This is a genomic window from Tolypothrix sp. VBCCA 56010, from assembly GCF_050875635.1.
Taxonomy (GTDB): Bacteria; Cyanobacteriota; Cyanobacteriia; order Cyanobacteriales; family Nostocaceae; genus Hassallia.
This window is the reverse complement of the sequence record NZ_JBPAOH010000072.1, coordinates 1-19,397: the sequence shown is the minus strand read 5'-3', so window position 1 is coordinate 19,397 and position 19,397 is coordinate 1. Positions and strand designations below refer to the sequence as shown.

Genomic DNA, 19,397 nt, shown 5'->3' with positions numbered 1-19,397 from the left:
AATAAACTAAACACGGTAGATGCACTAGGGGTATTTATTATTCAATTAAATTGTTAAAGCCCCAAATATCTAGGCATTTTTAAATTTCTTAGCTTGTATCTTCATACTTGCTAATAATGCCGTAGACAAAGCAGACGGTAGCATCAGAATAACGACTATTTTAAAGAAAAGTATTAATGTTAAACTTATACTCTGTAAACGCGAAGAATCATTTTTGACATACTTCCATAAAAACAAAGCCCCTGCTAAACCTTTTTGTCGATTTAGCGGATTTTGTAAAGCTTTCCATGTTAGGTATTTATAGAGATTTGCAAAGCTGTAAGCTTTCAGATGCTGTAGAGATTCAGGACTTGTACTGTATGCTTTATTAAGAACTTGCAAACAAGCTTTTTCCTGCCTTGCAAGATTACAAGACAGAGAGTTTGCACTTATTCTATATAAGATTTGCACTTCGGGTACAGCGACAAAATTAAATTCCCGCGCTAATCGCAACCACATATCCCAATCTTGACCAGCAACCAAAGATTCATCAAATCCACCACAGTGGTGCAGAGCATCTTTACAAATCAATGGGTTAGAGCCATTCTCTAAAAAATTTTTAACTAATAACTGTTCATAGACATATCCCTGATGGCTAATGTGAGTACCTGAATAGACAAATTTGCCGTTTTCATCAATATAATCTGTCCAACTATAAGCAACTTTTGAAGTTAGATTTTCCTGTAAAGCTTGTAACTGTCTCGCTAGCTTATCAGGTGTCCAAATATCGTCTGCATCTAAGAAACTAATAAATTCTCCTATTGCATGATTAATGCCGCGATTACGGCTTACATTTCCACCAGCATTAGTATATGAAAAAATTTTTATCCGACAGTTTTCTATTTCTGAAACAATATCTAAAGTTGAATCAGTTGAACCATCATTAATTACAAGTAATTCAAAATCAGTAAAACTTTGATTTAAAACTGACTGTATCGTTTCCTTAATAGTTTTGGCACAATTATAGGCTGGTATAATGACAGAAATTTTCGGCACAATTAAAATTGATAACTTATGTTTTTACAACCTTATTGTTCCCAAATTTATTGTCAAAATAACATTTTAAAGAATAAAAAGGACTTATCATACTGCTGAGGTAAAACTCTATTTCAAAACGTGCAATTATATCATATTTTAATTGACCTCTATACTTAACTAAATGTCGTATAACTCGCCGTAAATTTGCTAAAAAAGTTCTAGCAAACACAATGGGTTTTTGCCATGTTTTGGCATTTATAAAGCGTAGCTGACAATGACATAGACCGCAGCCTCTAGCCAAGCTTATCAAATAATCTTTTTCTAATCGCCAATGTGGTATTTGATGATAGGTATGCATAGCAGGGTTATACCAAATTTGCCAGCCAGCCTTGTGTATATAAAGCAATGGTTCTAAATCTTCACCTCCCACCATCGACTTACCAAGTCTACCTTTAAAAACCAATACGTGATTGACACTATTACACCATGCTTGTTTGCGGACGACAAAAGCAGCACCTGTAGGAAGTCTTAAATTATATGGATCGAATAAATACTCTTTTTCTCCGTGTTCTCTAATAGCGATAAAAGCTTGAATTCTTTCAAAATTTTCTGGCGGTTCTATTTCAAAATCACCGTGTATTTGACCGCTCCATGCACCAGCTTGAGGATGTTTTTGACCAAAGGCATAAGCTTGTGCTACCCAATCAGATGCAGGTAGATTATCATCATCTAGAAATGCGATTATCTCACCTCTGGCTTGTTTTACGGCTCTCAGTCGTGCAAATGCGGCTCCTTGTTGTTTTTCCAAAAAGTACCTCAATGGAATTTTACTATCCCAGGTTTTTTGGTAATTTTCAATTACAAGGGCAGTACGATCTTTACTATTGTTATCAATAATAACTATTTCCCAATTTATATTTTCTTCAAAAGTCTGGTTTTTCAGCTTTTCCAAAAGTGTAGGTAAACGTTTTTCACTATTATATGTAGGAATAGCTAAAGTTAAATGGAAAATATTATCATTCATAATTTATTTCTAAATAACTTTCTTTTTGCCAAATAAAAAGGACTAATTAAACTGCTTACTAGTAACTCCTTTTCACAGGCAGCAATTAAATCAGTCTTAATTGCACCTCGATATTTTAAAGCGTGAATTATAATTTTACGTAAATCATTAACTAAGTATGCCAGACTCGCTAAGGGTCTTTGCCAAGGTTTTGTTCTCAGCATTCGTAAATGATAACGACTTAAACCAACACAGCGAAATACAAGAATTAAATATTCTCTTTGCAATCGCCACGCAGGAATTTTATGATATACGTGCATTTCTGGGTTATACCAAATCTCCCAACCACCTAGCTGAATATGTAAGACAACTTCTAAATCTTCACTTGCTAACCCAGCTTCTCTACCTTTGTGGTTTAAAACAGGTTGTTGCGGAACATTTTCGCACCAAGCTTGTTTACGGACTACTAAGCCTGCTCCTGGAGGTAGCATTTTCATCTGTGGCTGATATATATGGGGTTCATTACCTCGTTCTGTAATGGCTAAAAAAGAAGCTATTTTATGAAAGTTTTCTGGTGGTTCTACTTCAAAATCACCCCAGATTTGGCTACCATAAGCTCCTGCTTTGGGATGGTTTTGAGCAAAAGTATAAGCTGCTTGCACCCACATGGCTGATGGGTAGTTGTCATCATCAAGAAAACCGATTAATAAACCTGACGCTTCTTCAACTGCGCGTTTACGGGCGTAAGCTGCTCCTTGTTTTGGTTCAAAACAATACTTTAAAGGGTAAGGATATTGCCAATTGTCTTGATATTCCTGAACGACTAATCGTGTATTATCAGTGCTGTTATTATCTACAACAATAATTTCCCAAGATAACTGTTCGGTATAAAGTTGATTTTGCAGTCTCTCTAAAAGTTCGGGTAAACGACTTCCACCGTTGTAAGTTGGGATGGCTACTGTAAAATCAAGGCACTCAGTCATAGCGCAAAAACTGTATTGCTATTAGGTCACTTTTTTAGTATGCCCAATTAAGGGAAAAATCTAATCAAATTTATTGTATGGTTGATTTGCCATCACCCATAAGATAGATATATAAACAAAAATTGTACCCGATATTTCAAGTTTGCTCTGAAGGTGCAGTTTATGGCTCCGTATTTTTATGGAATTTTTATTATAGTTTAGCTATTGCATTTATTATTTACAGGAATGAGCGCAATCGACAAAGTGTAAGTAGCGGTAATTCATGAATTACCGCTACTGTATAATGTGCCTTTCAATTATTTTTGCGCTCATTCCTAATTTAGTTACACTTATCATCTTTTGCAGTTCGCATTCCTCCTAGAAGAGTGTCTACAATGACGCATCGTCTCAAGTTGCTAGCTGATGTAGAACTTCCTGGGCTAGGTGCAGCTACAGCGATTTTTAAACCAAGTTCGTCTGATGAACCCCCTGCTGTTCCAGGCAAAGCACCCATATAATCGAAAGTAATTGTGCCACTTCCCAAGGTAGTATAGCTGATGGTATTAGAAGCTTTTTTGTTGAATTTAGTACCATCAGAATTATTCTCAAGATTGGTATACAATAAAACTTGCTTTTGTTTAAGCTCTATATCCTCACCTAAAGGCTTCCATATACCTTTTTGATCGGGGTTAGAAGGAGTCGGAGGTGGGACAACACCTTGATGAATCGCTACCATAGGAACATTGCTAACATTTTGAAAACTAACGCTGTAACTTAATTTTTTCTTTTTAGCTTCTCGTTGTGCGTCTTGTAATGCTGCTAAGACAACATCATTAGCTTTATTTACTCGCTGTCGGTTGGTAAAACCTAGCCAGCCAGGAGCAGCGATCGCTGCTAGAATTCCTACCATCACCACTACTGCTATCAACTCGATCAGAGTGAAGCCGGCATTCTGTTGGACGTATCCAGAAGTGTAGCGGTTTTCACCTGCTAATTGCTGCTTTAATGTTGCCACTACAGCTTTTTTCTTAAGTTTTTTTAACATCAATAAACCCACGCTATACATAATACCTTTTTCTTAATTAATTAGATGAGTTATTAAAGTTATTTAGTAGGTAAAAATCCGCGTCCTTGCACTTGAATGCTTGCAGTGGGAAAATAAGTAGCAACACTGTTGGAATACTGTACCTGATTATTATTATTAAGGCGAAAATAAGCATTACCTCTTAAGTGAATCTTCGCCAATACTTTGTCCGCTTCTACACAAGCATAAAATCCACTCGTGTTAGTTCCTAAACCTTGTGAACCAGTCGGACAAGTAATCGCAGGTGCACTTGTGCTAATGCTAATATAATCAAGCAAAGTCTCGGCTCGTGCAGTGTAAGCTGCTGAGTCTGCTTTCCATTGATTCATCTTTTCCTTGAGGGTAGAGCCAGAAATGGTTGGGTCTAGAGGTGGTGGATTATATCCAGGACTAAAATCTTCGCCTTTAGTATTAGAATAAGCTGCACTAATTTTCCCTCGAATTTGAAATCTGCCAATGCGTGCTGAACGCGACCAGGTAGAGTTACCACCAGTCGGATTTGTAATTAAGTAATATGCCACCAATGAATAAACAAAACCATCGTCTTTAACAGTATCTGTTTTAGAAGTCACGCCAACACTGTCAGCTAAATATTCCCGCTTCCAAAAAACTAAAATTGCTTGACAAACAGTTCCATCAGCGTTGGTTTGCTTACAATTAGGAGCTTCCTTTACGGGTGGTATTTGGTTTCTAATTCCTGAGACTGGAACTGTAGAGTTTGCAGGAGGTGTATTACTCCAGTCTCTAGTTATTCCATCAGCATCGTAAATATAAACTGCTTGCTGTAAGTCGCGCTCAATGAAATCAAGTGCAGCCTGAATTTCTTGCTCGCTGGTTGCTTTGGCTTGTTCTTTGCGATCGGTGTCTAGAATGTTAATCATAAATCCCAATAAAGGGGTGATGATCAGTATAGCTAGCACCATTCCTATTAGCAGTTCAATTAGGGTAAAGCCACTATTTTTATTATTTATGCCAAAACATTTTAATTTAAGGCTCAGTATAAATTTGAGTGAACTCATCATGTTACGGTTTCCCTTTTATTAACAGATGCTGAAGAATTAAGATTCAATTGGTCAGCTGCAACCTTTGTCGAGTGCTACGTTAGTTGGGTCGGAACCTTGAAGACGGTTGCAAAGGTCGCCATAGCTAGGCACTGTATCGGTAATATCTGTTGACATTTCTACTAATGGTGCTTGCTGATTTCCTAAGCCAGTTCCCCCAGTGAAAGTCTGTTGCTGTTTAACGCTGTCTCTCGATGCCTTGAAAGTGATGCCACTTTTAAAAGCATTTGCTCTGTAAACGCGCACCCCTAATGCATATCCCGTCGCAGAAGTTTTGTTACGAAAAACCTGCACAACCATATCTGTAGTACTGCTGTTTTTGCAAGTATTATCACCATCCAAATCTATGCAGTACAAATTAGTTGGAGATGGGGGAGTTCCTGTTGATGTTGTCCCTGTAGTTGTGCAGTAAGAGTTTGCTGCACAGTTCAAGCTTCCTGGGTTTGTGGGAGCAGGAAAATCTTTAAGGAGGCTATCACTAGGGGCTGATGGGGGTTCAATTTGCTTCGTTCTCACTCCGTCGATATACGATTTGGCTGCTTGGGTTGCAAATTCTACCCTTCGGGCTTGAACGCGGGTTGCGACTGATAGGACAATAACTGGAGCGATCGCTGCTAGCAACACGCTAACCACTACAATCGCTACTAAAGATTCGATTATGGTGAAACCCTTTTGGCGAGATTTTGAGTAGGATGCAAGTATTTTTCCGAGTTGAGTAACCTGTAGTGTTTGTTTGCTTGCTTGTTTTCCTGTCGTCATGGCAATTTACCCTATATTCAAACCCGATGTTTAGCCATTGTCACTTGGTATGCTCGTCGGACAGTCTTGTGGACGATAATCGCTAGGAACAGCATTGGAGTAATTTATTGTGCCATTTTTGGGTGGAATTCCTGTCCGCTTATCTGCTGGTGGTTCACCAGCACAAAGCAATGTTTTCACCCAAAGGTCATCTCGACCTACTTCTCTGAAGAACTCACTTGGACGACCTGTAGAGGGTTGAGTAAATCTTTGGGCAAACAAGTCAGGTTGCTCTGACAAAAGCCCAACATCAAAACCCCAGTTTCGAGTGGGTGCTGAGAAGAAAGGTAACAAACCATCCCCGTCTTCAATTGGGTAATTGTCAAATGGGTAGTCATACACGCTGACATTACCCAGAGTAGTTGTAGTGTCAGTACCCAATACCCCTCTGCTTTTGAAAAGGGGTGAGAGGGGGGCTGTAGCATAGCTACTCCGCTTTAACTGAATAAAGCCACCACGAATTCTGGTTGTTCTATCTTCCCAGTTTTCCAAAAAGCGCACTAAGTTTTGCAAACCTGCTGACACTTCACTAGGTCTACTAGGACTGTTTCCAACTACGAAGGTGACATTAAATATGGTGGTGCTGTTGGGACGGGTGGTGCCGTTATCGGCTTCTTTTAGCCACCTATCCCTAAATTCGTCTTGTAGTGCTGAGTCCTGTCTGAGAGCATCATTTGGTTTCTTATCTGCATCATGAATTTGCAAGACAGGTACTAAAATTGGTTGACCATCTAAATCCGGATTAGTATCACCATCAGAACCATCAATCGGCGGCAAATAGAATAGGGATTGGTCATTTCTATAAGTTGGGTTAGTGGCTGGGGTACCACCTGTACTTGTTGTTCTGAACCAGAGAGCGCTAATGTTGGCTCCAGATACTCCGTAACGATTTGCTGGTGTTGCATCGGTTGTGTTACATCCGTTTCCGTTAGAGTTACTACCTGTGGTGTCTACGGGACAACCTACCCCCATAGGTTTATAGATACCAGGACTGCTTTCTACCAAGTTGTTGCCATTCCGCGCAAAGGCAACCCGTCGAGGATAACGCCTATCTTCTGTAACCAAAGCTAGTCCACCTGTATCGCCTGCCCCAAGCCGTTGTCTAATGCTCTTATTATTTGGAGCAGTTCCGAATGCAGTATTCCAATTACTAAGAACAGTTGCAGAGTAGCCAGGAGCATCGGCTATAGCTTTGCCTAATTGATTTGCCTTAATGTTCTTCTCTGCGCTGCTTAAAGTATCATCTCCATTAATGTTAAATCCAACCACCCAGTCATCTGCTGTACATTCTGATATTGTTTCCCTGCGGCAGATTTCCATCACATACAAGGGGAAACCATTTGCCCTTCGCTGAATTGGTGTTACACCATTGATTGTGTAGGAACCTAATGCAGTTTTTGGAAAAATGGTATTACCAACTCCATTAACTGGTTGCCACCAATCGGTATTAGTGAGGTAGTTGTTTTCCAAAAAGCCATTTTTCAGTCGGTTCAGTCGAGGGTTATCTAAGTTACTAGGCAAGCTAGTCAGATTTAAGTTGCTTGTAAGTGGAATACCAGTGTTGTTGTTTAGGTCAAAATCGCCTTGGTTGCGGGCGCCGTCTACAAAAGTGCTAGACAGCAGCGTCATCGAATCAGCAATCACTGTTGCCGATCGCCAGTAGTCTCCCCCATCTGTAGGACAACCTGTTCTTCCTGGACGACAAGCAAACTTTGTTTGAGGATCGCTGCGATCGTAAAAGCTGGTAGATTCTAATGTTTGAAATTCTTCAATTTGTGTGCTACTAGTGGTGTCAGTACGGTGCAAGTTGAATCTACCTCTAATATATGCAGGTAAATCTGTTGCTAAAATCAGACCCTTTTCTCTGGGGTCAAAATTATTGCTGTTATTTCTTGCCAGAGTTTCACCGTTGTAAAGACGGATACCATTGGGGCGACGAGTCGGGTCAAGCTGAAAATCAGTTGGGCTAAGTAATTGTGATTGAGCAGTTGTGTTACTTGCATCAAGTAATGCATCTTCCCTCGTGGCATAAATAATGCCACTCATCGGTAATAGATATTCTGTACTTGTACCTCCAACTGTACCTGTAATCGTTGTAGTGATTAGTTGCGCTACATTAATATCAGTTACCCGAACTTCTGAGGGTTGACGTAGCTCGAGGTCTAAAAGGTAGCCAGTAGGGTCAGTGGCAGTTACAGGTAGGTTAGCCTGTTTAATTTCTCTCGCATCTAGGAAAGATGCTTCTTTGATAGCGCCATGAGGAGGTTGGTTACTTGGAGTACCAACGAAACTGATTTCATTATTGAGAATATAAATCGCACACAGCGCTGTATCAATTGCTGAATAATCTGCAAGTTCTAAGTTACTGGTTGAACCTATTGGTACTGTATTCTCGGTGCCAATTTTCTCTAGAGCATCCTTTAAGGGTTGATTTACTCGACGCCCATTAGGAAATACTAAGTTTGCTTGTCTTTCAAGATGAGCTTTGTAAGTAGCGAAGGTGCTTCTACCAGGAAAGTTGTAAACAACACCGTTGTTAGATTTACCTTGTTGAATGCTACTATCATTTAGCTCTGTGACGTTGGGTAGAGTACCTTTATTTTTAGCGGAATTGTATTCTACATCACCTGCATCTCTAACGCCGTTATTATTAGCATCGGAGAACAAATATTTATAGCTGGGGTCGTGGTAGCTACTAACACAAGCTATTGGGGTTTGCTGATCGCCTGCGTTATTTTTGTAGTGATACACAGCAGTTGCCCGCATTAGTAAATCGCCCTTGCGTGTTTCTCCTGGGTTAGGGCTACTCATGGGCATGGTGTCGGGCCAGACCAGTATATCAGTCGGAGCAGGAGTGAAACCTTGGGCAGCAGTTGGAACTGTCAAAAATGAGTTAGTTTGGCGACCGTAATAAGGACCGGATGGATTGTTTACACCAGAACCATCAACATAAATCCCGGCACCAGTTACAATGCGGACTCCACCGACGTTATCTAACTGATTTTCTGGAATCTTCGCGGCGTTTTTTTCCCAAAAGCCATTTCGTGCTGAAATACCCAGATCGCCAAGACTTTGGATTTGAGTGTTACGCCATCTTTGCGGAGCATTATTTGGTCTTGTCCAGTTAACAGCAGTGGTACCGTTATTAAAAATTAGCTGTTGACCATCCATGCCAACATATTTGTCACCTAATTTCCATAATGCAGGTAGGTTGTTACCGATAAAAATGCGATCGCCTAACTTAGTCTGAACACCTTCTTGGTTGCGTTTTGTTGGTTCTGTAGCCTCTAGCTGAGATGGAGTGACTTTAATATCTGTACCACTAGCTAAATTTTTCAACTTGTTATCGGTTTCTAGTGGTTCTCTCCAAATTGCTGGGGGTTCAAATGAACTGTAGGTAATAGCGGTATAGTTAGTTAGTGCGTTTCCTCCAAAAGCTACTTCAGCGAAGGGTACACGTCTTGTACGGTTTTTCAGGTAAAGTTCTATTTCATCTGCAAGAATCTTTCTCGCTGTGCTGTCATCATCAGAAGATTGGACTCGTTCTTTAACATTTTTTTTAATATCGTCTGGGTAGTCACTACTTTCAACAGCTGATTTAAGTTCACTACCAGTAGTTGCACTGTTACACGATGAACAAAGAGTGATTGCATCAGTCTTCATTTTAGCAATGCGTTGATTGTATGCATCATCGTTAAATCCGATATCTGCACCGCCGGCACTGTTAGTAGATTTGTTAGTGCTATTAATCTCTACGTTTGTTGTTGGTCCATTACCAAAGCCTTGATACAAATGAACTTTAGCAGCTTTTTGATCGGTACTTTGAGCCACGCTTCCAGTTCCTACGTTACCTCCAACAGTAATCTGCCCATTTTCTTGGTTATAAAAACAAGATGACTTACTGCTAACTTGTCGCAACTCAATACTACCTGAACCACCTCCCCCAATGAGCAAGTTGCCATTAGTATGAATTCTCCCATTCAGTGCCAAAGCTGCACCAGGTGTAATTTCTAGATCGTGTTCAGACCAAACAGCGTTGTAAGCTATAGGAACGCGACTCCGGTCTTGTTGAAATTCTAATGCGGCAAAACCTTTGTTAGCTGCGTATGGTTCAAATCCGGTTTTATCAGCCAATGCATCATAAGCTAACTTGGTAATTGGTACATTAACTGTATAGACAAAAAAGCTTTTACCTAGATTGCCTGATTGCAGTTTATACCAACTAGAATTACCCACCAAGCTAGAAAAACCAATGGCACTTGGACAGTTGGTGTTTGTATTGGCATTATCCATTGGTGGCGTTCTAGCTTCCAAGGGATTTCTTTTGCGGTTAAACTGCCCTGTGGTAGTGTCTCTAGTCGGTGAGCGGAAGTAAATTCCGTATAAAGTATAGGTGTCTTTTTTGCCGTTATTATCTGTATCTACGGCAAATTTCCAAGCAGTTTTTAATGATTCATCTGTCTCCAACGGGATATCTGGGGTGCTATTTGGAATATCATAAAAGAGCTTCAGACGAGTCTCATCACCAAGCCTGTATTTATCTTTTTTAATAGCGTCATATAAAGCGCTATCTGAGGGAGTTCCCCGTGGCAATGTTTGGTCTTCAAATAAAGCATCTAATTTAGCTCTAGCGCGGTCAATTGCTGGAGCCGCAGCGTTAAGAACAGCTTCATTTACCCGCACGTTACTGGCGTTTTTGCTTCTATCAAATGACCTAAATAAAATTGCAGTTGTTAGCAACACAACTACCAGCGCTACCATTGCCACTGTTGGCAATACAAAACCGGCATTTGCCGATTCTCTTCGTCTCTTGGTGATAAATAAAGTCCGCAATAGCCAATTAATTAACTTGTTAATTGCGGTTAGATATTTTTTGCTAAACTTATTAAACCTTCTAGATAATATTTTTATTGCCTTGACTAGCTGGCGTTTTGAAGACATAGCTGCTTTCCTGTCAAGTGGATTTCACTAAAGTTTGTATTTTTTTATTGAAAATTAAGCCTATCGAGTAATTTCGCAGGCTAATGCAAAGATTTTGTTTATGTTACTAATTCACTGTGTTTTACCGCTTTTTATATGTGGTATTAACGCGAAAAATCCCATTTATTAGAGTTATATCATTTGTGATAATTGGGTATTATTGCGGTAAATACGGATTTTATCTGAATTATTTAATTTATCGCCGACAAAGGATAATAGCCCCATAATTTCACATTATTTTTGCCAAAGGTATTTCAGCAACAGGTGATTTCCCGAAGCTGTTGTTAGCAAAGTAAACTTATAATACCCATCTGTTAAAGAAAACATATCAGTTGATGAAAATTTTATATTAGATAGTTAAAAGCCTCCCTTAAATGGGGAGGCTTGAGTGGTAAGTATTCTTCTGTGGAGTTAGTCTGATAATTTATCAGATTAATTTTGATGGGCTAGTAAGGGCTAAAGTGCTGTTAGCGGAGCTTTCCCGTAGGGTAGCGCTTACTACGAAAATGCGCCCAACATAAAACACGTTTTAAGGAATTGGCGATTGTTAGTAATGATTAAGGTTAATGCCAGCTTCTTTTGCCATTGCGTGCAAGCCTTTGCTTTCTAGGGTTTTGATGGCTTTGGTTGACAGTTTCAGTTTAACCCAACGGTTTCCTTGGGGCCACCAAACGCGCTTGCTTTGCAGGTTGGCTTGCTGAAGCCGTTTGGTACGACGGTGGGAGTGGGAAATTGCAAAGGCGTTATTTGCCTTTCTACCAGTTAGTTCACAGCGACGAGACATACTTGGAATATCCTATTTATCTTGAACACAATCTCTTATTGTATTAAATTCTTGCCAAGTAAGGTGCAATATTATATCCTTGCGGCATTAGCAATGTGAGAATATGAGGCAGCAGCCTAAGAGTAGACATTCCCTGGCAGAGCCAGGGAACGAGAGAGACTCTGATGAATGCTATTTTGCGGCTTGTTCTGTCAGCTTGGTGAGGACTTCATTTGAGCGTTCGACGAAGGATTTCATTCCTTCAGCGTCAAAGCCTTTCTGAGACATCAGTGCCAAATCGTAGACGTGTTGGCAAATCATGTTCACCAATTGACCTGTAGGCGACTGTCCATCAGCTTGAATTATAGTGCCTTGGTTGAGGTTTGCCAGATTTTGAATCAGCGGGTGAGCGGTATTCACTAGCAAAATGTGGTCTTCGGGAAACTCTGCACTTTGTTGCTGCATCATGGCGTTCATTTCTCGCAAGCGTCGCAGAATTTCTGGTAGTAGCACCATTGCTGGTGGTGTTCCTTGCGGATCGTCAGATTTCAAAGCTTCGGTGCGGATGTTGAGTTTGGGTTTGTTGAGTGCTTTCTCAAACAGTTCTTTGACGACTTCACTGCGGGTTTTGTTGGTCGCGGGGTCAACTATTTCGCCAGCTTTGTCTTTATCGAGCAAGGTATTATCTAGGTCAGAGTCTACCCGCGTGAATTTAACATCTTTATATTCTTGCTCTAGGAAGTTGATAAAGTGGGTGTCGATGAAGGAGTCCATAAATAGGACTTCTAAACCTTGGTTTTTGTGCAATTCTACGTAGGTAGCTTGCGTGGCTGCGTCGGTACAGTAGAAAACGCGGTTTTCGTGACGTTCTTTGTTACGTTCTAGGTATTCTTTGAGGGTGGTGTATGGTGACTGAGGGGTGGAATCAGCCGTTTGGGGGGTGACATCTTGCCATGCGTCGCCTTCTTCGGATTGTACCTCAACGGTGGGGTGGGCAGACGCTTCCGGGCGGGGAGACCCCGCCCCTACGTGGGTGGTGCGGAAGATGATGATGTCTTCGACTTGTTTTTTGAATTTGTCGTCGTTGAGAACACCAAATTTAACGAAGGTGCTGAGGTCTTTCCAGATGCTGATGTATTGTTCGCGATTATCGCGATAAACTTCTTTTAAGCGATCGCCTACTTTTTTGGCTATATAATCGCCTATTTTCCGCACGGTGCGATCAGTTTGTAAGGCACTCCGCGATACATTCAGGGGAATATCAGTGCTATCAATTACACCCCGCATGGGAACCAGAAATTGCGGAATAATTTCTTCGCAGTTGTCGCTGACAAAAACTTGGTTGCAAAATAGCTTAATTTGCCCTTTTGTCACATCTACATCCGGCTTCATCTTCGGAAAATACAAAATCCCGTTGATGATAAACGGATAATCTGTATTCAGATGCACCCACAAAAGCGGTTCTTCCTGGAAAGGATACAGGTAGCGGTAAAACTCTAAATAATCTTCTTTACTCAAGCTACTTGCAGATTCTCGCCAAGGTGCTTTCTGCCTGTTTAACACCTCACCCTCAAGTTTGATGGGTACTGGCATGAAATCGCAATAAGTCTTGACAAGATTCTTAATTCGTGATGTTTCTAAATATTCCTCTTCTTCTTGTTGCAGGGTGAGGGTAATGGTAGTGCCGCGAGTTGTCCTCGGTGAATCGGACAGTGTAAACTCTGGTGAACCATTACAACTCCAGTGAACTGCTTGGGAACCTTCTTTATAAGATAAGGTATCGATTTCGACTTTTTGCGCCACCATGAAGGAGGAATAGAAGCCAAGACCAAAGTGACCGATTATCGGTTGGTCTGATTTGCCTTGGTACTTCTGAATAAATTCTTCGGCACTAGAAAAGGCAACTTGGGTGATATATTTTTTCACCTCATCGGCAGTCATCCCGATGCCGTTGTCGGTGATGGAGAGGGTTTTGTTGTTTTTGTCAATGGCGATTTCAATTTCTGGTTCGCCGATGTCACCTGTATATTCCCCAGCGCGAGATACCATTTTCAACTTTTGGATGGCATCTACAGCGTTAGAAACCAGTTCCCGCAAGAATATTTGGTGGTCGGAGTAGAGCGACTTTTTGATAATCGGGAAAATATTCTCAGTATGAATACTGATAGTGCCTTGTTCAAGCATGATTCCTAAAGTACGGTACAAGTATCTGAATTATGATTCTGGCAAATACATCATAGCCCTCTGCTTTTAAGGATAAACCCGAAGAATAGTAAAGGGCATGATACCAATTAGGATTGTAAAGGCATAACTTAGGCGATCGCTTGTTTTTTCAGCATAGTTTGCCCCCATAGAGTGATTCGGATTTCCCTACCCCTGCTAAATATCTTCCTACTTAGTATTTTTTTCCAACACTAAAAAATAGTGATATGGATGGATGGGGTCGGTAAATTCTTGCTTGATAGTTAATCCTGCTTTGGCAACTGAGTCTAAAATCCGCTTTTTGGGATATCCTTTTAATCCCATTTCCCAATAATGCTCGTTACATACTGGTTTTGTACTCCAAAATTTTGGCATGTGAAGTAATAAATATCTTGACCTGCGTGCGTAAGAATATTTGATTTGAAGTGCCAAGAATTGGGCATTATAGGGAATCGAAATTACTAAAAATTTCTTTGTAATAAGTGCAAGTTGTTTTAAAGCTTGTTCTGACTGTTCATAAGGCAAGTGTTCCAGCACCTGAAACAGTACAATTGCATCAAATTTATCTTTGAGCGTGGAAAAATCATTTGTTAGATCCAAAATTATGTCTGGTTCTAAGTTGGGATCAATATCAGCAGTGGTAACGTTATAGCCATTGCGTTTGAGAAGATCCGTTAACAGAGAATTAAAAATCCCAATTTCTAGGATGTTTTTTACCTGTGACCCTAGCGTAAATATCAAACGCAACTGATGGTGGTAACTAATCAGCCTGTCTTTTGATAAATATTCGGAATTTCTCAGGTTTAATGAGCTAATGAGTTGCATAAAATGGACTGACTAAAGTTGTGGGTATACTATTAAATTTTTCCCAAAAAATCAGCCCAAGTAACAATTTCAGCTAAAAAATATCTTTGTCATTACAAACAGCCTGGGACTTAAGTCCCAGGCTGATAGCTAAAGTCGGATAAATCCGACTCAAATTATATCATGTCGGATAAATGACATATAGAGACGTTCCACGCAGAGGCGTCTCTACGAGGGTTACTATTCTTCCCGCGACAATGTAGTAATTTGTGGCAATGAAATTTTAACTGTCACTTTTTTGTTAAAGGTGAGTCCGTTATCGCCTTTGTCGATTAAAATGGTGTCGCCAGAGATAAAGGTATTCTCTAACAACTTGGTAGCGATCGCATTTTCTACTTCTCGCTGTATTGCCCGTTTGATTGGACGTGCGCCGTAAACTGGATCGTAACCGATTTCTACTAAGCGATCGCACGCTGCTGGCGATATCTCTAATGATATTTTTTGGTCTGCGAGCAGATTTTCCACCCGTTTGAGTTGAATGCGGACGATATACCGCATTTCTGCACGGCTCAGGGTGTGGAACAAAATTATATCATCGACGCGGTTGAGAAACTCTGGGCGAAAGTGCGATCGCAAAGCTTCTGTTACCCGCTTCTGCATCATGTCATATTTGGAATCATCACCAGACACATCAAGAATGTATTCGCTACCGATGTTACTGGTCATGACAATGACGCTGTTCCTAAAATCAACTAATCTGCCCTGTGAATCAGTAATTCTACCGTCATCCAAAACCTGCAACAAAATGTTAAATACGTCTGGATGCGCTTTTTCCACTTCATCCAGCAGCACCACCGAGTATGGACGGCGGCGAATCGCTTCCGAAAGTTGACCGCCTTCTTCATAACCTACATATCCGGGAGGCGCTCCGACTAAGCGAGAAACTGAATGTTTCTCCATATACTCGGACATATCCAACCGCACCAATGCGTCACTAGAATCGAAGAGAAACTGCGCTAAAGCCCGCGCTAGCTCGGTTTTACCTACACCAGTCGGTCCCATAAACAAAAATGAACCAATCGGGCGTCCTGGGTCTTTCATCCCCGCACGAGCGCGACGAATTGCGGCTGATACTGCTGCTACAGCTTCCTCTTGCCCAATGACTCGTTCGTGCAAATGGCTTTCTAATTGCAGTAATTTTTGTCTTTCGGATTCCAACAAGCGATTTACGGGAATTCCCGTCCATTTGGCGACGATTTCCGCAATATCAGCTTCGGTAACTTGTTCGCGCAGTAAGGTAGTACCTTGGTTTTGAGTTTCCAGAAGTTGCGCTTCTTTTACTTCTAAGTCGCGCTGTACTCGCTCTAAATCGTCATATTTTAACTTGGCTGCTTTGTTGAGATCGTAGTTTCGTTCGGCTTGCTCAATTTGTACCCGCAACGCTTCTTCTTGTTTCTTTAAAGCGCTGATCGCTTCTAATAACTGCTTTTCGCCTTGCCATTGCTCATTAAAATCGTGCTGTTTTTCGGTTAAATTGACGATTTCTTGCTCAATTCGCTGCAAACGTTCTTTTGTTTGCGCCGTACCTTTCTCTTCTCCTGCCAATGACAGCTTTTCCATTTCTAGCTGCATTAAGCGGCGGTCAATAATTTCTAATTCCGCAGGTTTGGAGGTAATTTCCATTTTCAGCTGGGCTGCGGCTTCGTCTACTAAGTCGATCGCTTTATCTGGCAAAAAGCGATCGCTTATATATCTTGATGACAATGTAGCCGCCGCGACTAACGCCGAATCAGAAATTTTTACATTATGATGCACTTCGTAACGTTCTTTCAAACCGCGCAAAATGGAAATGGTATTTTCCACGCTGGGCTGATCGACAAATACTTGCTGAAATCGTCTTTCTAACGCGGCATCTTTTTCGATATATTTACGGTACTCATCTAACGTAGTCGCGCCAATACAACGTAATTCTCCCCGCGCTAACATCGGTTTGAGTAAATTCCCCGCATCCATCGCTCCTTGTTGGTTAGAACCAGTACCAACAACGGTATGCAACTCATCGATAAATAAAACTATTTGACCGTTTGATTCAGTAACTTCACGTAGAACTGCTTTTAAGCGGTCTTCAAATTCACCTCTGTATTTTGCCCCAGCAATCAAACTACCCATATCTAAGGAAATTAGCTGGCGGTTTTTCAAAGATTCGGGAACATCACCATTAACCATCCGCTGTGCTAAAGCTTCAGCGATCGCTGTTTTCCCTACCCCAGGTTCACCAATTAATACTGGGTTATTTTTGCTGCGACGCGACAATACTTGAATTACGCGGCGAATTTCATCATCGCGTCCTATTACCGGGTCGAGCCTACCAGCTTTTGCTTGTTCTGTCAAGTCTCTGCCGAACTTTTGTAAAGCTTCGTAACGAGATTCTGGAGCTTGATCGGTTACTTTTTGGCTACCGCGAACAGTTTTGATCGTCGCTTCTAACTTCGAGGAGTCCAAATTAAAAGCTTTGAACATTTTGCGTCCGATGCGATCGTCCTCAGCAAAACCCAGAAGCATGTGTTCCACAGAAATGAAGGAATCCTTCATCCTAACTCTTGCTTCTTCGGCTCGGTCTAACATAATATCTAAATTGCGACCGAGGTAAAGCTGCTCGTTTTTGCCAACTTTCGGCTGACGTTGGGTAAAAGCTTCGACTTGCTGCTGCAAACGAAACGGATCAACCTCACACCGCGCGAGGATGCGTGTTGTTAAGCCTGTAGGTTCTTCTAATAAAGCGATAATTAAATGTTCAACATCTAATTGCTGTTGTTGATAAGCACGAACTACATCCTGAGATTTAACGATCGCTTCCCAGGCTTTATCAGTAAATTTATTTGGATCTGTAGGCTGCATCTTTAATAATTTTGGATTTTAGATTTTAAATTGGTAATTGGGCATTGGGCATTGGGCATTGGGCATTGCACTTTTCCCTTTCCCATTTTTCCTGAAGAAAATCCCCATTCCCCCATTTCCCCATGCCCCATGCCCCATGCCCCATGCCCCATGCCCCATTCCCCACTCCCCACTCCCCATTCCCCATTTCCTAATCTAAAACGAAAACACCGTTCTGAGTGTACTTTGCCAGATGGTGCCGTTGGAGCTATCGTTATTAGGGTTGCTCACTAGGGATAGTATAGGGGTAATACTGATATTGTCGCTTAATTGTAGATTGTAGAACGCCTCGAAGTTGGTTTGGGTAGCGTTACCAAAATCCTCAGCAACGAAAGGTTGACCGATCGCTACACCAGCAACGGTTCCGGGAAGAACCAAGTTACGCAAACCCACACCGATCGCCCAACTCAAAGGATGTAAATCTATATTTTGGTTGATGGCGGTGTTAAATCCTTGATAGTTACCGACTCCCAAACGGGTAAAAATTCCGGTGTTGCGATTTAAGGTATATTCGGCATTGACACCAAAGGCATTAATATCAGTATTGTTAATTTCCGCATTAGTATATTGTAGCCTAAATGCAAAGCGGGAACTTGGGGAATATTCTACTTCGACACTGGCTTGATGGCGATCGCCAAATAAGCCTCCGTCTGTAGTTGAATTGAATTCATTAGCGTTGGCAGCGATGTAAAGCGATCGCACGGTGAATTTGCTATTTTTTGGTTGCCATGCGATCGCTGCACCTGCACCACCTTCTCGATCTATTTCATTTTGAACAATCAGAGGATTATTGATAAAAAAGGTGGAACTAAAATCAACCGCTTCGTTGTTCGCATATCTGTTACGATCAATAAAATCCCGTGGCAGCATTTTTGCCCCAACGGTGAGAGCTAAATCTGGTGAGGGACGAAACGAGTAGTATAATCGCCTCAGATGTAATTCCTCTACGTTAGTGTAATCGAGTCCTCCATAATTGCCGATAAAGCCGCTGTTTGCCACATTATTAGAATTTTCCTTTTGTGCCAAATTAATCGCATCACCGCCATTGTTACCAGATTCTAACTGAGTGACGAGTAAATCTTTTTCGTTAAAGCTGGTATTGAGATTTAAGCGCGAACGGGCGATTATGGTAGTGCTGGCGTTACTACCGCTGGTGGGGGCAAAAATTAATTGACCATTGAGCTTTGTTGTGGTAGAAAATTGATGTGCTTCGAGATAATTTGCGCTTGTGGTTGTTGTGTTGACACGTTTTTGTAAATCATCCAAAGCAGACCGATATTCTTTTTGCAACCGCCTTAAGGTGATAATATCTTCTTGAATGTATTGATCGCCGATGGCTGTAGCAATCAAGCCTTCAACTTTATCTAAAGTAGCCGCTAAACCAGCGGCAAATTCATAACGGCTGAGAGGACGATTGCCTTTAAAAGTGTTATCAGGAAAACCAGAGATAACATTATAGCGTTCCATAAGCGATCGTAATGCCTGATAAGCCCAATCTGTTGGTTGTACATCAGACAATTGAGAAACCGAAGTTTGCGGAGTTAAAAACTCAGAATCCGCGTCCACATTAACAGATTTATTCGCTACTTGATTAACAATTGGGAATTGGGCAATGGGCATTGGGCAATGGGCATCGGGCAATGGGCAATGGGCATCGGGCATTGGGCAATGGGCATCGGGCAATGGGCAATGGGCATCGGGCAATGGGCAATGGGCATCGGGCATTGGGCAATGGGCATCGGGCATTGGGCGGGGAAACCCCGCCCCTAGTGTCTCCCTTGTCCCC

13 protein-coding genes and 1 pseudogene are annotated in these 19,397 nt (G+C 41.4%); all 14 read right to left on the bottom strand.

Annotated elements, in window-relative coordinates:
- Positions 1 to 69: 69 nt before the first annotated feature.
- The gene (locus AABK37_RS22725) at positions 70 to 1,035 is read right to left on the bottom strand and encodes a glycosyltransferase (protein ID WP_432553796.1); all 966 of its coding nucleotides are present in this window, start codon (positions 1,033 to 1,035) and stop codon (positions 70 to 72) included.
- Positions 1,036 to 1,051: 16 nt separating this feature from the next.
- The gene (hpsE, locus tag AABK37_RS22720; protein WP_432553795.1) at positions 1,052 to 2,041 is read right to left on the bottom strand and encodes a hormogonium polysaccharide biosynthesis glycosyltransferase HpsE; all 990 of its coding nucleotides are present in this window, start codon (positions 2,039 to 2,041) and stop codon (positions 1,052 to 1,054) included.
- Positions 2,038 to 3,003 carry a hormogonium polysaccharide biosynthesis glycosyltransferase HpsE gene (gene hpsE, locus AABK37_RS22715; protein WP_432553794.1) on the bottom strand — a complete coding sequence of 322 codons (966 nt, stop codon included), beginning with the start codon at positions 3,001 to 3,003 and terminating at the stop codon, positions 2,038 to 2,040. The genes hpsE (AABK37_RS22720) and hpsE (AABK37_RS22715) overlap by 4 nt, the downstream gene beginning before the upstream one ends.
- A gap of 319 nt (positions 3,004 to 3,322) precedes the next feature.
- On the bottom strand, positions 3,323 to 4,027 hold the full coding sequence (locus tag AABK37_RS22710; RefSeq protein WP_432553793.1) for a pilus assembly FimT family protein: 705 nt from the start codon (positions 4,025 to 4,027) through the stop codon (positions 3,323 to 3,325).
- A 59-nt stretch (positions 4,028 to 4,086) separates the two neighbouring features.
- Complete coding sequence (gene hpsC / locus AABK37_RS22705) at positions 4,087 to 5,085, bottom strand: hormogonium polysaccharide secretion pseudopilin HpsC (protein WP_432553817.1); 999 nt, start codon at positions 5,083 to 5,085, stop codon at positions 4,087 to 4,089.
- 54 nt (positions 5,086 to 5,139) lie between these two features.
- Positions 5,140 to 5,886 carry a hormogonium polysaccharide secretion pseudopilin HpsB gene (hpsB, locus tag AABK37_RS22700; protein WP_432553792.1) on the bottom strand — a complete coding sequence of 249 codons (747 nt, stop codon included), beginning with the start codon at positions 5,884 to 5,886 and terminating at the stop codon, positions 5,140 to 5,142.
- Positions 5,887 to 5,916: 30 nt separating this feature from the next.
- On the bottom strand, positions 5,917 to 10,866 hold the full coding sequence (gene hpsA, locus AABK37_RS22695) for a hormogonium polysaccharide biosynthesis protein HpsA (protein WP_432553791.1): 4,950 nt from the start codon (positions 10,864 to 10,866) through the stop codon (positions 5,917 to 5,919).
- Between the two features lie 586 nt (positions 10,867 to 11,452).
- On the bottom strand, positions 11,453 to 11,689 hold the full coding sequence (gene rpmB / locus AABK37_RS22690; protein ID WP_432553790.1) for a 50S ribosomal protein L28: 237 nt from the start codon (positions 11,687 to 11,689) through the stop codon (positions 11,453 to 11,455).
- Between the two features lie 171 nt (positions 11,690 to 11,860).
- Positions 11,861 to 13,852 carry a molecular chaperone HtpG gene (gene htpG / locus AABK37_RS22685; RefSeq protein WP_432553789.1) on the bottom strand — a complete coding sequence of 664 codons (1,992 nt, stop codon included), beginning with the start codon at positions 13,850 to 13,852 and terminating at the stop codon, positions 11,861 to 11,863.
- 207 nt (positions 13,853 to 14,059) lie between these two features.
- Complete coding sequence (locus AABK37_RS22680; protein WP_432553788.1) at positions 14,060 to 14,695, bottom strand: class I SAM-dependent methyltransferase; 636 nt, start codon at positions 14,693 to 14,695, stop codon at positions 14,060 to 14,062.
- Between the two features lie 219 nt (positions 14,696 to 14,914).
- Positions 14,915 to 17,572 carry an ATP-dependent chaperone ClpB gene (gene clpB, locus AABK37_RS22675; RefSeq protein ID WP_432553787.1) on the bottom strand — a complete coding sequence of 886 codons (2,658 nt, stop codon included), beginning with the start codon at positions 17,570 to 17,572 and terminating at the stop codon, positions 14,915 to 14,917.
- 2 nt (positions 17,573 to 17,574) lie between these two features.
- Positions 17,575 to 17,745 carry a hypothetical protein gene (locus AABK37_RS22670; protein ID WP_432553786.1) on the bottom strand — a complete coding sequence of 57 codons (171 nt, stop codon included), beginning with the start codon at positions 17,743 to 17,745 and terminating at the stop codon, positions 17,575 to 17,577.
- Positions 17,746 to 17,767: 22 nt separating this feature from the next.
- On the bottom strand, positions 17,768 to 19,294 hold the full coding sequence (locus tag AABK37_RS22665; RefSeq protein WP_432553816.1) for an iron uptake porin: 1,527 nt from the start codon (positions 19,292 to 19,294) through the stop codon (positions 17,768 to 17,770).
- A pseudogene (locus AABK37_RS22660) lies at positions 19,203 to 19,397 on the bottom strand (hypothetical protein); the annotation flags it as partial. The pseudogene AABK37_RS22660 and the gene AABK37_RS22665, both read right to left, overlap by 92 nt.

What these genes read in the sequence shown, in the direction of transcription:
- htpG (WP_432553789.1), bottom strand. Translation starts at nt 13,852, where the DNA reads ATGCTTGAACAAGGCACTATCAGTATTCATACTGAGAATATTTTCCCG.
- hpsC (WP_432553817.1), bottom strand. Translation starts at nt 5,085, where the DNA reads ATGAGTTCACTCAAATTTATACTGAGCCTTAAATTAAAATGTTTTGGC.
- hpsE (WP_432553794.1), bottom strand. Translation starts at nt 3,003, where the DNA reads ATGACTGAGTGCCTTGATTTTACAGTAGCCATCCCAACTTACAACGGT.
- rpmB (WP_432553790.1), bottom strand. Translation starts at nt 11,689, where the DNA reads ATGTCTCGTCGCTGTGAACTAACTGGTAGAAAGGCAAATAACGCCTTT.
- AABK37_RS22710 (WP_432553793.1), bottom strand. Translation starts at nt 4,027, where the DNA reads ATGTTAAAAAAACTTAAGAAAAAAGCTGTAGTGGCAACATTAAAGCAG.
- hpsA (WP_432553791.1), bottom strand. Translation starts at nt 10,866, where the DNA reads ATGTCTTCAAAACGCCAGCTAGTCAAGGCAATAAAAATATTATCTAGA.
- hpsE (WP_432553795.1), bottom strand. Translation starts at nt 2,041, where the DNA reads ATGAATGATAATATTTTCCATTTAACTTTAGCTATTCCTACATATAAT.
- hpsB (WP_432553792.1), bottom strand. Translation starts at nt 5,886, where the DNA reads ATGACGACAGGAAAACAAGCAAGCAAACAAACACTACAGGTTACTCAA.
- clpB (WP_432553787.1), bottom strand. Translation starts at nt 17,572, where the DNA reads ATGCAGCCTACAGATCCAAATAAATTTACTGATAAAGCCTGGGAAGCG.
- AABK37_RS22680 (WP_432553788.1), bottom strand. Translation starts at nt 14,695, where the DNA reads ATGCAACTCATTAGCTCATTAAACCTGAGAAATTCCGAATATTTATCA.